Source organism: Anaerolineales bacterium (assembly GCA_019637755.1).
Classification (GTDB): domain Bacteria; phylum Chloroflexota; class Anaerolineae; order Anaerolineales; family UBA11579; genus JAMCZK01.
This window is the reverse complement of the sequence record JAHBVC010000001.1, coordinates 1179234-1193225: the sequence shown is the minus strand read 5'-3', so window position 1 is coordinate 1193225 and position 13992 is coordinate 1179234. Positions and strand designations below refer to the sequence as shown.

Below are 13992 nucleotides of genomic sequence, written 5' to 3'. Positions count from 1 at the left end.
TTACGGAGAAACGGGGCGCGCCCCCAGCGTAAGCTCAATTTGTTGCGGTTGGCCCTCACGCAGCACGTCCAGTTGCACTACATCTCCGGGGCTGGCATGGCTGAACAAGTAAGAGATCAGCTCGTCAAAATTTTTGACGTGCCGGCCATCGATCGCCACGATCATATCGCCCTGGCGCAGGCCGGCTTTGTCCGAGGGGCCGCCGGCCACCACATTGGCCACCAGGGCGCCTTTGGTATCCTGCAGGCCCAGTTCGCGCGCCGCCGCCAGGCTGAGGTTGCTGGTGCTGCTCAGCCCCAGGTAGGGATATTCATAGTGGCCGGTGGCGATCAAGCTGGGCACAACGCGCTTCACGATATTCGAGGAGATGGCGAAGCCCACGCCGGAGTTCAACGCATCGCCCGAATCGTTGAAGCTGAACGAACGGATCGCCCGGTTGACGCCGATGACTTCGCCGTACAGGTTGAGCAGCGGCCCGCCGGAATTGCCGGGGTTGATCGCCGCGTCGGTTTGCAAAATATCGCCGGCACTAAAGTATTGGTTGGTATCAGGGGCAAAGTTCAGCGATTCCAGCGAGCGCCCTTTGCTGGAGATCACGCCCAGGCTCATGCTGCCACTCAACCCGAACGGGTTGCCGATCGCCACCACATACTGGCCCACATGCAGCGTATCCGAATCGCCGATCACCAAGGGGGTCAGCTCGCTGGCCGGGGCCTCGATCTTGAGCACGGCCAGATCCGAATCGCGGTCCTCGCCGATGACTTTGCCAATCGCCTGAAAGCCAGACGGAAAAGTCACTTCGATGTATTGGGCGTTTTCGACGACATGGAAATTGGTGACGATGTGGCCTTGCACATCGTACACAAAACCAGAGCCTTGGCCACTGCCTTGCTGCGTGGCCACGGCGATCGAAACCACGCCCGGGCTCACGGCTTCATACAACGAAACCAGCGCCTCCTGCTGCGAGAGCATGTCACTGGAGACCTGGATCTGCGGGTTGCTTTGTATCTGCGGCAACTGCATGTTCTCCATCTGCTCTTGCACCTGCTCACTGAAGTTTTGCAGGGCTTGGGAAGCATCCGGCAGGCGGATCGTGCCACAGGCCAGCGTAGCCAGCACCAGCACGCTGATGGCGGCTACAAACGAACGTGTGCGCTTTGGTTGCATAGGTCCTCTACGGTATTACTGAGTGAGATTTTCGAGAAAAGCCTTCTCGTCAGGATTGGTTACTTTAGGAATGCGCACGCGTACCTGCGCAAACAGATCACCGCGCTGGCTGGGTTGGCGCAATTTGGGCATGCCCTTGCCCTTCAGCCGGAAGGATTGCCCCGGCTGCGTGCCCGCCGGCACGGTCAGCACTACTTCGCCGTCCATGGTGGGTACGCGCACCTCGCCACCCGCGGCCGCGGTGGCCAGATCCAGCGTGATTTCGCAGCGCAGGTTATCCCCTTCACGGCTGAAGCGCGCATCCGCGCCAACCTCCACCACCAGGTACAAGTCGCTGCCATTGGCGGCGCCGGCCATGCGAATCTTGGTGCCCGTCTGGGCGCCAGCGGGGATCTTTACCTCCAGCCGCTTGCCATCCAGTTGCAGCAGGCGCGTGCCGCCGCGAAAAGCTTCTTCGAGACTGATGCCGATGGCTTGTTCGTAAGCAGGCGCGGGTTGGGCGCGGCGGCTTTGGCGCGTGGCGGTTTGGGTGAAACCGCCACCAAAGATCTGCTCAAAGAAATCAGAGAAGCCGCCCATGCGGCCACCAAACACGTCGGCCGGGTCAGCATATTGCTCGTTGCCGCCGCGGTTGGCCCATTGGCCCCAGTTGAACCCGCCGGGTTGGCCGCCGCGTTCCCATTGCGTGTAGGCGCTGCCCAATTGGTCATACTTGGCACGTTTTTCGGGGTCACTCAGCACTTGATGGGCTTCGTTAACCTCTTTGAACTTGTCTTCCGCGCTTTTGTCATCCGGGTTACGGTCGGGGTGGTATTGCAGGGCCAGCTTGCGATAGGCTTTTTTGATCTCATCCGCGCTGGCATCCCGGCCTACGCCCAGCACTTTGTAATAGTCTTTGTATTCCATAGGGTTACTACGCTCGGGTCGTTCTTGTGTATTCTATGACCGCCGTGCGCCGAGTCAATAAGAGCATTGTTAGAAACAGGCATCATGCTATGATGTCAAAACAGTGCCCAAGCAAGTCCTGCTCTCTCTTTCTCAAGCGCCACTGGCTGCCCATATGGCCCAGCATGTGCTGGAGCCTGCGGGGTATACCGTGCAGGTAGCGCTCGATACAGCAGCATTGCAGGCGGCATTGGCGGCCAGCCAACCCGATGTATTGTTCCTTGGTGAATTGGCCGGCGCGGATGCGTTTGAGCTGGCCGAACGCATCAAGGCTGAACAGCCCACGCTGCCGGTGGTGTTCCTGGCCGCGCACGCCTCGCAGGAGCAGTTGTTGCGCGGTGTGCAGCTCGGCTTCGTCGATTACCTCACCCTGCCGGTCGAGCCGTTGGTGCTGCTGGAAGCGGCCAGCCGCGGGCTGGAGCGCAAGCGGCGTTGGGAAGGCTGGCTGCGCAAGGAAACCGGCCGCGTTACAGGCACGCTCACCCGGCGCCTGGCCGAACTCGAAAGCATTCTGCAACAAGTCAATGATGGCGTGATGTTGGTGGACCGCGAGCACAAGGTGCTCATGGTCAACCGGGCCATGCGCAAAGCCTTCTCGCTGGGCAGCCGTGACCCGGTGGGCCGCCCGGTGCAAGACGTAATCCCCAATCGTGAGCTGCATGAGCTGCTGCGCAAACCACCGGCGGAGACTGCTCATATTGAGATCAAGAGCCCGGCGGGGCGCAGCTACGATGTGCGCCTTTCACTGATCGCTGGGATCGGCACGGCGATCAGCCTGCTGGATATTACCAATCTGATCGAGCTGGACCATTTACGCAAAGACTTTGTCAACACCGTTTCGCATGATCTGCGCTCGCCACTGACCGCTATCCTCGGCTATGTGGAGCTGATCGAGCGTGCCGGGCCGGTAAACCCGCAGCAGGCCGAATTCATCAAGCGCGTCAAGACCAGTGTGTATACCACCACCGAGTTGATCGATGATCTGCTGGATCTGGGGCGCGTGGAGGTGGGCCTGATCGACGAGCTGGCGCCTGTAGACATGCCGGCGATCGTGCAGGCCAGCCTGGATGCCTTACAAGGCCAGATTGAAAACAAGCAGCTGACAGTGAAGCTGGCCGTGCCGCAGGATGTCCCGGCGGTGCTGGGCAGCCATACACAATTGGGGCAGGTGGCCGCCAACTTGATCGGCAATGCGGTGAAGTACACACCGGCGGGCGGCGAAGTGCGCGTGCTGCTGCGCCGTGAGCAAAACCAACTGATCCTGCATGTGGCCGATAGCGGGCCGGGCATCCCGCTTGAGGAGCAGGGCAAGATCTTTGATCGCTTCTACCGCGCTACGAATGCGCTGCCGAGCATTCCCGGTACCGGGTTGGGCTTGGCGATCGTGAAGACGATCGTGGAGAACCACCGCGGGCGCATCTGGGTGGATTCCAAAGTGGGGGAGGGCAGTATTTTTACCGTGGTGCTGCCGCTGGCGAAGCCCTAGCTCAAATTGGCCAGGAAGTTGCGCACATCCTCAATCGCTTCCTGCTCATTGGCGTAGTCTGCCAGGGTCAGGCCGGGCTTGGTGTTGCCCGTGATCATCTTGGAGACGCGCACCCCTTGGCGGAAGATACACAGCACCGGTTTTTGATACTCTAGCGCGTAGCCGATCTCATAGCCGACCCCGTGGGAGGGCGTGCTGACTTCGGCGATCAGGGCGTCACTATCATCGATCCAGCCAATGTCGCGGCTGTAGACTTCCTGCGGAGCCAGGTCGATTTCCATGCCGGGCTCGCCCGCGGCCAACACACCCGCGTTCGCGGCGGTGGGCACGGTGTGGCCATCGTCAAGCAGGGCCTGCACGATATGGCGATAGATCGCCTCATCCTGCCGGCCGCCTACAATGGAACATGCGAAATAGATTCTCATTCTTCGTATCCGTGTGGGTGGCTTTGGTGCCAGGCCCACGCACTGCCCACGATGCTTTCCAAACTGGAGTGTACAGCCTTCCAGCCCAGTTCGCTTTGAATCAGGGCAGGGGAGGCCACCAGGCGCGCGGCATCACCTGGGCGGCGCGGGCTGTCGATCGCCGGGATCGGGTGGCCGGTGACCTGGCGGGCCATCTCGATCACCTGGCGCACGGAGAAGCCCTCCCCGCTGCCGATGTTGTAGATCATACGATCGCGCGCCCCCAGCGCGTCGAGTGCCAGCAGGTGGGCGGCAGCCAGATCCTGTAGATGGATGTAATCGCGAATGCAGGTGCCATCTGGCGTGGCGTAATCCTCGCCATAGATGGCAATCTGCTCGCGCTGGCCCAGCGCCACCTGCAGGATCAGCGGGATCAGATGGCTCTCCGGCTGGTGGCCTTCGCCGTGCCCTGGCATGGCGCCGGCGGCGTTGAAGTAGCGCAGCGCGGCGAAATGCATGCCGTGGGCGCGGCGATACCATTCCAAGGCTTCTTCCACCATCAGCTTGGTTTGCCCGTAGGCGTTCTCCGGCCCCAGTGGCGAGGCTTCGCTCAGCGGGGTATCGCTGCTGCGGTAGACCGCAGCAGTGGAGGAGAAGACGAAGCGTTTTACTCCCGCTTGTTGGGCGGCCTGCAGAAGAGCAAAAGAGGCACTGACATTATTGTCAAAGTACTTGCCGGGGTTTTGCATGCTCTCCCCGGCTTCAATGAAGCCGGCGAAGTGCAGCACTGCTTCATAAGGCTGCGCAGCCAGCGCGGCCTGAAGTGCGGACCGATCGGCCAGATCGGCCTGGATGAAGTGCGCCGCGGCGGGCAGGGCGGCGCGGTGGCCGGTTACCAGCGAGTCGTAGATGGTGACCTGGTGGCCGGCGGCGAGGAGTTGGGTGGCAACGGCTGAACCGATATATCCGGCGCCGCCAGTGACGAAAATGTGCATAGCTATTTCCCTTTAGGGAGTGGTTGTAAATTGGCGAAGGCCGCCATCACTTTTTTGAGGCCCACGCCCTGGAAGAAGATATCCACCAGCTCATCATCATCCTGGATGCGGCTGTTCAACACCATGCCCTCGCCCCAGGTAGGGTGCAGAACGTTCATGCCGGGCGTGAACTTGGGCTGCAAGATCGGCGCGCTGGGCTGGCGGGGATTTTGCCAACGGTCAGGGCGGTTAGGGTGCTCCCGGCGGGTTTGGTTGCCGCCTTCCACCAATTCATCGGGCAGATCATCTAGAAAGCGCGAGGGCAGGGTGCCTTCGGCGTAGCCGTAACTGCTCTTGTACATGTTGTGCAGCAGGATCAGTTGGTCCTTGGCGCGGGTAATGCCCACGTAAAACAGGCGGCGCTCTTCCTGCATTTCTTCGGGGTCGTCGAGGGCGCGCTGGTGCGGCAGGGTGCCATCATTCAGGCCGGTGATGAACACGGTGGGGAACTCGAGACCCTTGGCCGCGTGCAGGGTCAGCAGGGTGGGCACCTCGGCGGCTTCATCCAGCGTATCCTGATCTGACACCAGGGCGATGTTCTCCAAAAACTCTGGCAGGGTTTTGCCGCTGTATTCGGCGGCCAGGCGGCGCAGCTCTTGCACGTTGTCCCAACGGTCCTGGGCTTCGTCATCCGGCCCATCATCCGCCATCAGGTAGCCGTGGTAATCCACATCGTGGAGGATGCGATCCATCAGTTGCATTGGCTCGCTGCCCGCCTCGGCGAGGGCGTGCCAGTGGGCCAGCAAGGTGCCGAACTTCGCCATGGCTTGCGCGGTGGGGGAAGGCAGCGGGGCGAAGCGCGGGTCTTCGGGCGCGGCGCCCAATTGCATCAGTAGATCGCCAGGGGTGGTTTTGTGCTGCAGCGCCAGGGTGCGCAAAACCGCCTGGCCCTTGATGCCGATGCGCCGGGTGGGCACGTTGATCACGCGGTTAAGGCTGACTTCGTCATTGGGGTTGAACACCAGGCGCAGATAGCACAAGACATCTTTCACCTCGCGCCGGCCATAGAAGCGTTGGGCGCCTACCAGCTTATAGGGCAGGTTGGCGTACAAGAAGGCTTCTTCGATCAGGCGCGATTGGGCGTTGGTGCGGTACATCACGGCGAAGTCGCCTAGGCGGGCGCCCTCGGCCACGCGGCTGGCAATCGTCTCCACGATAAATTTGCCAGTCTCTTGCTCGTTGAGCGTTTGCTGGTAGATCACCTTGTCCCCGCCGCCGCGCTGGGTGAAGAGCTGCTTGCGCGTGCGGTGCGGGTTGCGATCGATCACCGCCATCGCCGCATCCAGAATGCGCTGGGTGGAGCGGTAATTTTGCTCCAGCAGAATGACCTGGGCGTCGGGATAATCTTCTTCGAAGCGGATCACGTTGCGGTAATCGGCGCCGCGCCAACGGTAGATCGATTGGTCAGTATCGCCGACTACATAGAGATTGCGGTGCACTGAGGCCAAATGCTTTAGCAGGCTGTATTGCGCCTGATTGGTGTCTTGAAATTCATCCACCAGGATGTGCTCGTAGCGCTGGGCATACTTTTGGCGCACGGTGGGGTTGGTGTCCAGCAGGTAGGCCGTCCATAGCAGCAGGTCGTCAAAATCCATGGCGTTGTTGGCTAGCAGCGCCTGCTGGTAGCGTTGGTAGACGCGCGCCACCACCTCGTCGCGATAGCTGTTGACGGGCATATCTTCGGGCAGGGCCAGCTCATTCTTGGCGGCGGAGATGCTGGCATGCACCCCGCCGGCACGGTGCATCTTCTCGTCAATGTTGAGGTCCTTGAGCGCCTGGCGCACGATGGCGAGCTGGTCGTCGCTATCGTAGATGACGAAATTCTGATTGACCGGCAGGTGCTCGGCTTCCTGGCGTAGCAAGCGCGCGCAGATCGAGTGAAAGGTGCCCAGGGTCAGGCCGCGCGGGCGCCCGCCGAGCAGATTCTCTACGCGGGTATTCATCTCCTTGGCGGCTTTGTTTGTGAAAGTCACCGCGAGGATGTTGTAGGGATTGACCCCCAGCTCGCTGATCAGGTAGGCGATGCGATGGGTGAGTACCCGAGTTTTCCCCGAGCCGGGGCCGGCCAGTACGAGCACCGGGCCGGCGCTGGCCAGCAGGGCTTGTTGTTGTTGTGGATTCAGGCCCACGGCAAGGTCTAGCATAACGTGATTGTACCTGTAGCGATTCTTGGCGTTGTAAGCCCATGGCACATGCTGTATAGTATTTAAACATTCCAGCAGCTGTGGAGGAAGAGCAATGGAGATGAACGAGAAGAAGATTGGCGTTGTCACTCATTTCTTCGGCGGTCCCAGTGCGGCAGTGTTGAGCCTCAGTGCACCGCTTAAAGTGGGTGATGAGATCCATATTGCCGGCTTCAGCACAGAGTTAGTGGAAGAAGTACGCTCGATGCAAATTGAGCACACTAGTGTCTCCGAGGCGTTCCCGGGAGACGATGTGGCCATCTTGGTGAGCGCCCCCGTGCGGGCTGGCGACGAAGTCTACCTGCGCCAGGCGGAAGCGGTTGGCTTTGCCGCCGCCGCCGAGGCAGATGACACAGGTATGGATGCTGGCGATGAACCGGCCAGCAATCTTCCGGTGCCGCAGCCGGCCAGCAGCATGCCCAGCCCGGCGCGCCCGTGGGATGCGCCGTCTGACGCAGTGAAGCCCGCGCCCGAACCCAAGCCAGAAACGATGGCGACGCCCTCGGCGGCGATGGCCGCGGTGAGCCCGCCCGCGCCGGCGGCTACACCCAGCGCGCCCAAAGCGCCTCCGGCAAAATCCACGGCGAAAGCTGCTGCTAAGCCGAAGGCCAAAGCGGCCACAAAGGCCAAGCCCAAGGTGAAGCCTAAGACTAAGGCGGCAACAAAGAGCAAAGCTGCACCGAAATCAAAAGCTAAAGTAGCTACCAAGGTTAAAGCCAAGCCGAAGTCGGTAGCTAAAGCTAAAGCTAAAGCCAAGCCGAAAGTTGTTAAGAAGTCTGCGACAAAGGCAGTAGCCAAGGCCAAGACTAAGGCCAAAGCTAAGACGAAGACGGTAGCTAAGGCCAAAGCCAAGACAAAAGTTGCCAAGAAGACGGTGACAAAGGCCAAAGCCAAGACCAAAAAGAGTAGCGCGCCTAAAAAGAAGACCCGGCGCTAAGCGTTTGCTGACCAAAGAGTAGAATGGGTGCTTCCAATGGAAGCACCCATTGATTTTTTAACCAACTGGGGTCTCATCGGGCATGCTTGGGCTGTGGATCTGTTGCGCCGCCAAGTGGCAGAAGGCCGCCAACGCCATGCGTACCTCTTCACCGGGCCACCCGGCATCGGGCGGCGCAGCCTGGCGCTGCATCTGGCGCAGGCGCTTAACTGCACCCAGCCGCCTGCGCCCGGCCAGTTTTGCGGGCAGTGCCGTGCTTGCCGCGGCTTTGGCCGCGCCCAGCACCCTGACCTGTTGCTGGTGGAACGCCAGGAAGGCGACCGCGAAATTAAGATCGATGCGCTGCGCAGCCTGACCCGCTCGCTGTCGCGTACTCCGCTGGAAGCTCGCTACCAGATCGCCTTGCTGCTCGATTTCCACGAGGCCAGCGAAGAAGCCGCCAATGCCTTGCTCAAAACGCTGGAAGAGCCCGGCCCTTCGGTGATCTTGTGCCTGACGGCGCGCGATGCCGACAGCCTGCCGGCCACGGTGGTCTCGCGCTGCGAGCATGTGCGCTTGCGCCCGCTGCCGCTGGAGGCGCTGGCCGTGGCCCTGCAAGCCCGGCTGGGCTTGCAGGCTGCCGAAGCGCAGTTGCTGGCCGCCACCAGCCAGGGCGTGCCAGGGCTGGCGTTGCGGCTGCAGGCGCATGGCGCCCTGTTGGAGCAGCGCCGCGAGTGGCTGGCAACGGCCGAGGCCTTGTTGCCGGCTGGCCGGGTGGAACGGTTTGCCTTCGCCGAAAAGGCCAGCAAAGATCGCCAGGAGCTTAAGCAGCTACTGCTGGTATGGCTATCGTTCTGGCGTGATGTGATGGTGGCCGCAGCCGGGGCGCAGCTACCCTTGCACAACTATGATCGCCAAGCCCAGGTGCAGCACCTAGCGGGCGCACTGGGGCTGGCGCCCGCGGCGGCCGCACTGCAGGCGGTGGAGCGCACCCTGGCGCAGTTGGAGACCAATAGCAATGCCCGCCTGGCTCTGGAAGTGTTGTTATTGGAATTGCCTACGCTGGCATGAGCAAGGAAAGGGGGCTGCATGCTATACTGGCTTAATAGCCTGACTTTGGCAGTTCCGATGCCAACCCCCTATGTGAAACCCCATGGCCGCACTCCCCGCCGCCTCTAAGGGCGACGCCGTTCGAGACGAACGGCCGCAATCCTCGCTGGACCTTTTAGTCCATGTCAGCCGCGAGCTGGCCTCTGCGCTCGATCTGCGCCTGGTGCTCGAACGCGTGATCAAGCTGTGCCTGCACAATGTGGGCGGCAGCAGCGGCAGCATCATCGTGTTGGACGATCAAGGCGCGCCGCTCGATTCCATCATCGTGGTGGAAGACAAAGTCATCCAAGAAACCACCGAACAACTTAAATTCACTTTGCAAAACGGGCTGGCTGGCTGGGTGCGCAACCACCGCCAACCTGCCTTAGTTACTGATACCAGCGTCGATGCGCGCTGGCAAGCCGCGCCCTCGGGCCGGCAAACTGGCCCCAAGTCAGTCGTGGCGGCGCCCCTGCTGGTGCGCGAAAAGCTGGTTGGCGTGTTGACCCTGACTCACGGGCAACCCGGCCTGTTTAGTGAAGAGCACCTCGCCCTGGTAAAGATCATCGGTGAGCAGGCCGCCTTCGCCGTGCTCAATGGGCGCCTGTATGCCGAAAGCCAACGCAATGCTGGCATTATGACTGCGATTGCTGAGAGTGCCTCGGTGATCAACGCCAGTTTGCAGCTCGACCAAGTGTTGCAAACCATTCTGGAGCAGACTACGCAGGCTCTGGATGTGGAGGCCGTCTCGCTGGCGCTTATCGATAGCGGCGGCCAGACGCTCACCTTCCGCGAGGCCACGGGCCAGCGCAGCAAGCAGGTGATCGGCTTGCAGATCCAGTTAGGGCAGGGCATCGCCGGCTGGGTGGCGCAGCAGGGCAAAGGCGTGCTGGTCGTTGATGCTCAGGCCGATGCGCGTTTCTACCCTATGGTCGATGAGCTTACCGGGTACCGTACCCAGGCGGTGGCCTGCGTGCCGATCCTGGCGCGCGGCCGCGTGATCGGCGTGATCGAGGCGCTCAACCCGCGCGATGGTCACTTCGATGCCACTGACCTGCCGGTGCTGGATGGCATCGGTACCCTGGCGGGCACGGCCATCGAGCATGCGCAATTGTTTGCGCAGATGGAATCGGCCCGCACGCGTTACCGCGAACTCTTCGAAGACAGCATCGATGCCATCTTTGTCACCGATCTGCAAGGCAACATTGCTGAGGCCAACCGCCAGGCGGAACTGTGGATCGGCTTCGACGAAGAAAGCCTGCACAGCATGAACGTGCACCATTTTCACCAGGCAGATTACAAGGCGCTGGGCACGGACATGGCGCAACTGCAAGATGGCCGCAGTGTCTCTTACGAATCGGTGCTGCAAGGGCAAGGCAATACGCAGATCGCGGTGGAAGTGTTTGTGCACTCGATCGTTGTAGAGGGCCAGGAGCAATTGCAGTGGATCTTGCGCGATATTACCGAGCGCAAACGCCTTGACCAGTTGCGTGAAGACCTGGCCTCGATGATCTACCATGACCTGCGCTCTCCGCTGGCCAACGTGGTCTCTGGCTTGGATGTGCTGCAGATGATGTTGCCCGAAGACCAGGATCCTACGATCCGTTCGGTGCTGGATATTGCCATGCGCTCCACCGAGCGCGTGCAGCGCCTGGCCAACTCGCTACTGGATACCTCGCGCATGGAAGCGGGCCAGCGCATCGGCAACCCCGAGCCCACCGCGGTGGCCGATATTGTGCAGGCCGCGCTGGATGCCACCGCGCCTGGCGCCCAGGCCAAGGAGATCCAACTGAAGGCGGCGGTGGTCAAGGGCCTGCCCAAAGCGATGGTGGACGCGGAGATGATCCGGCGCGTGCTGATCAATCTGATCGAAAACGCACTGAAGTATTCCGCCAAAGACCAAACGGTGACCGTGGCGGCCAAGCGCAACGGCGATTTTGTTGAAATGTCGGTGCAGGACCAGGGGCGCGGTATCCCCAAGGGAGACCTGGAGCGCATCTTTGAGAAGTTTGCCCGCGTGCAAGTAGGCGCCACTGGCAACACCAAGGGGTTGGGGCTGGGGCTGGCTTACTGCAAGCTGGCGGTTGAAGGCCACGGCGGCAAAATTTGGGTGGAAAGCGAATTGGGTAAGGGCTCTCGTTTTATCTTCACATTGCCCATCGCGCGTACGGGCGAATTAAAACAATGAGGAAGATAAAACCGGCAATTTTTTACGAAGACGGTTACAAAGGCGTCACGCTCGGCGCCGTACTTTCCCCTGACCACACGCTACTCATCGATGCTCCTTTGCGCCCCGAAGACGGGCGTGCCTGGCTGGATAGCCTGGCGGCGGCTGGCGCCAGCCGCCAACGCAGCCTGGTGTGCCTGGATGCCCACCCAGATCGCACGCTGGGCGCCCAGGCGCTGGAAGCGGATACCCTCGCGCAGGTCGAAGTAGCGCACCACGTCGGCCGGCGGGCCGCGGTATTCAAGACCCAAGCGCAAGAGCATGGCTCGGAGTGGGAGATCACGCCGGGGCTCACCGGCCTGCGTTTTGCCCTACCGCGGCTTACTTTTTCAGCAACGATGCAACTTCATTTGGATGGCCTGCTGGCGCTCGTTGAACCACATGCCGGCCCCGGCCCCGGTGCCAGTTGGCTGGCATTGCCGCAGGCCGAGGTTGTTTTCGTGGGCGATGCGCTGACCTTGGGTGAGCCGCCTTTTCTGGCCCAGGCCGATATCCCTGCCTGGCTGGAGCAATTGGAATTGTTGCAAAGCCGTGCCTATAAGAATTTCACGGTAGTGGCGGGGCGCGGCGGCAAGGCCGAGGGGCGCGACATCAAACAAATGCACAGCTTGTTGAAGGACCTGCAGGTCAAGCTGCGCAGCCTGAGCCGCAGCAAAAACCGCGTGGCCGAAATTGACAAGTTGGCCGTGCGCTATGCGGAGCGCTACAAGCTCAGCGCACGCCTGCGCACCCAGTATGTGCAGCGTTTGCGTTTTGGCATGCAGGAATACGTAGAACGCCAGGCTGGCGCTCGCCGCAGCTAGCCATGATGCCGCCCGGATACCAGCCGATCTTCGCCCTGCACCGCGGCGAACACCTTGAATCGCTGCACTATGGTGCCGTGGCCGTTGTGGATGTTCACGGCGCGCTGCGCGCCTGGCTGGGCGATCCGCAGCAGGCGGCGTTTTTGCGCTCGGCCGCCAAGCCCTTTCAGGCGCTGCCCTTTGTGGTCGCCGGTGGAGTGGCGCACTACCAGCTCACTCCGCAGGAATTGGCCTTGCTGTGCGCTTCGCACTCTGGCACGCCGGCGCATGTGGCCGTATTCGAAGGCTTGTTGCAAAAATTTGGCTTGCAGGCACAGCAATTGCTGTGTGGCACGCACCCGCCGTATCACGCGGCCAGTGCAGAAGAATTACGTGCGCGCGGCGAAGCCCCCAATGTAGCTCACCATAATTGCTCCGGCAAACACTGCGGCATGCTGGCCTACGCCAAACTGCGTGGCTGGCGCCTGGATGATTACATTGATCCGCAGCACCCGCTGCAGCAGGAGATCGTGGCGTTGTTTGCGGAACTAGCGGGAATGCGTGTGGAGCAGTTGGCGATTGGTGTGGATGGCTGCTCGGCGCCCAACTGGGCCGCCCCGCTGGCGCACACTGCCTGGGCCTATGCGCGCCTGGCCGATCCGGCGGGCTTGCCGGAGGCTCAGGCGCAGGCGGCCGGCCAGATCGCCGATGCGATGCGCGCCCACCCGGATATGGTGGCTGGCCCGCGGCGCTTTGACACCGCCTGCATGCAGCACCTGCCCGGCTTGATCTCCAAACTGGGCGCCGAGGGCTTTCAGGCCTTTGGGCTGCCGGCGGGCTTCCTTGGGCCGCAGTCGCCCGCGCTGGGGATTGCGATCAAGATCGCCGATGGCGACGCGCGCCAATGGGCCAGCCATGCGGTGGCTCTGGAGGTGCTGCGCCAATTGGGCGCGCTCGATGCGGGCCGCATGGCGGCGCTGGCTGACTATGGGCCGCTACGCCCGGTCACCAACTGGAGCGGGCAGGTGGTGGGGCAGGCCGCGCCGTGCTTTACCCTGGAGCTGGCGTGAAGGCGCTGGCCCGGCGCGCCCTGGCGATGCACCAGCGATTGCTTGAATTCTTCGGCGAGCCGGAGTGGCGCACCCCGCTGCCCGCCCTGCATGAGCTGGTCTCCACCATCCTGTCGCAAAATACCAACGATGTGAATCGCGATGTAGCCTTCTTCGCCCTCACCAGCACCTTCCCCACCTGGGAAGCGGTGCGCGATGCACCGGTAGAAGCGATCATCGAAGCCATCCGGCCCGCCGGGCTGGCCAATCAAAAGGGGCCGCGGATCAAAGCCGTGCTGCAGGCGATCACTGCGGCACGCGGCGAGCTTACATTGGATTTTCTTAAAGACTATCCTTTGGAAGAAGCACGCCAGTGGCTGATGCAGTTCAATGGCGTGGGGCCCAAAACCGCCGCGATCGTCTTGCAATTCTCGCTGGAAAAGCCCGCCTTTCCGGTGGATACGCATATTTATCGCGTTTCGGGGCGGCTGGGCTTGCGTCCGGCCAAGATCAGCGTGGAGGATGCGCACCCGGTGCTGGAGGCGCTGTTCCCGCCGGAGACGCACTACGCCGCCCACCTCAACATCATCCGCCTGGGGCGCGAGATCTGCCAGGCGCGCAAGCCCAATTGCCCGGCCTGCCCAGTGAAGGATCTGTGCGATTACTACGCGGCGAATTACAAAAATGGAAAGCCAAAGCGCTAGCGCCGC

General features: G+C 61.7%; 12 protein-coding genes. 7 read left to right on the top strand and 5 right to left on the bottom strand.

Going from position 1 to position 13992, the window contains the following annotated elements:
• Together KF821_05800 and KF821_05795 are read right to left on the bottom strand one after the other, a co-directional pair.
• Complete coding sequence (locus KF821_05800; protein ID MBX3005325.1) at positions 1 to 1167, bottom strand: trypsin-like peptidase domain-containing protein; 1167 nt, start codon at positions 1165 to 1167, stop codon at positions 1 to 3.
• 15 nt (positions 1168 to 1182) lie between these two features.
• Positions 1183 to 2073, bottom strand: coding sequence for a J domain-containing protein (locus KF821_05795; GenBank protein ID MBX3005324.1), 891 nt, complete (start codon positions 2071 to 2073; stop codon positions 1183 to 1185).
• A gap of 103 nt (positions 2074 to 2176) precedes the next feature.
• Between KF821_05795 and KF821_05790 the strand changes: the two genes are divergently transcribed.
• The gene (locus KF821_05790) at positions 2177 to 3598 is read left to right on the top strand and encodes a response regulator (protein ID MBX3005323.1); all 1422 of its coding nucleotides are present in this window, start codon (positions 2177 to 2179) and stop codon (positions 3596 to 3598) included.
• Here the strand turns inward: KF821_05790 and KF821_05785 are convergent.
• From KF821_05785 to KF821_05775, 3 genes are read right to left on the bottom strand one after another with little or no spacing between them, the layout of a single operon-like run.
• Positions 3595 to 4023: a nucleoside 2-deoxyribosyltransferase gene (locus KF821_05785; protein ID MBX3005322.1), complete on the bottom strand. Its 429-nt coding sequence runs from the start codon at positions 4021 to 4023 to the stop codon at positions 3595 to 3597. The genes KF821_05790 and KF821_05785 overlap by 4 nt on opposite strands.
• Entirely contained in the window at positions 4020 to 4997 is a 978-nt protein-coding gene (gene galE, locus KF821_05780) for a UDP-glucose 4-epimerase GalE (GenBank protein ID MBX3005321.1), read from the bottom strand. The genes KF821_05785 and galE overlap by 4 nt, the downstream gene beginning before the upstream one ends.
• Positions 4998 to 4999: 2 nt before the next feature.
• Positions 5000 to 7180, bottom strand: coding sequence for a UvrD-helicase domain-containing protein (locus tag KF821_05775; GenBank protein ID MBX3005320.1), 2181 nt, complete (start codon positions 7178 to 7180; stop codon positions 5000 to 5002).
• Positions 7181 to 7280: 100 nt separating this feature from the next.
• Between KF821_05775 and KF821_05770 the strand changes: the two genes are divergently transcribed.
• The 6 genes from KF821_05770 to KF821_05745 all read left to right on the top strand — a co-directional run bounded on the left by KF821_05770 (position 7281) and on the right by KF821_05745 (position 13986).
• Positions 7281 to 8156: a hypothetical protein gene (locus KF821_05770; GenBank protein ID MBX3005319.1), complete on the top strand. Its 876-nt coding sequence runs from the start codon at positions 7281 to 7283 to the stop codon at positions 8154 to 8156.
• Between the two features lie 36 nt (positions 8157 to 8192).
• A complete protein-coding gene (locus KF821_05765) occupies positions 8193 to 9206 on the top strand; it encodes a hypothetical protein (protein ID MBX3005318.1) in 1014 nt (337 codons plus the stop codon).
• An 82-nt stretch (positions 9207 to 9288) separates the two neighbouring features.
• Positions 9289 to 11412 carry a GAF domain-containing protein gene (locus tag KF821_05760; GenBank protein ID MBX3005317.1) on the top strand — a complete coding sequence of 708 codons (2124 nt, stop codon included), beginning with the start codon at positions 9289 to 9291 and terminating at the stop codon, positions 11410 to 11412.
• Positions 11409 to 12254, top strand: a complete 846-nt coding sequence (locus KF821_05755; GenBank protein ID MBX3005316.1) for a hypothetical protein — start codon at positions 11409 to 11411, stop codon at positions 12252 to 12254. Before KF821_05760 ends, KF821_05755 begins: the two co-directional genes overlap by 4 nt.
• Positions 12255 to 12256: 2 nt before the next feature.
• Positions 12257 to 13303 (top strand): asparaginase, encoded by a 1047-nt coding sequence (locus KF821_05750; GenBank protein MBX3005315.1) that lies wholly within the window; start codon positions 12257 to 12259, stop codon positions 13301 to 13303.
• Positions 13300 to 13986, top strand: a complete 687-nt coding sequence (locus tag KF821_05745) for an endonuclease III (protein MBX3005314.1) — start codon at positions 13300 to 13302, stop codon at positions 13984 to 13986. The genes KF821_05750 and KF821_05745 overlap by 4 nt, the downstream gene beginning before the upstream one ends.
• Positions 13987 to 13992: the final 6 nt, after the last annotated feature.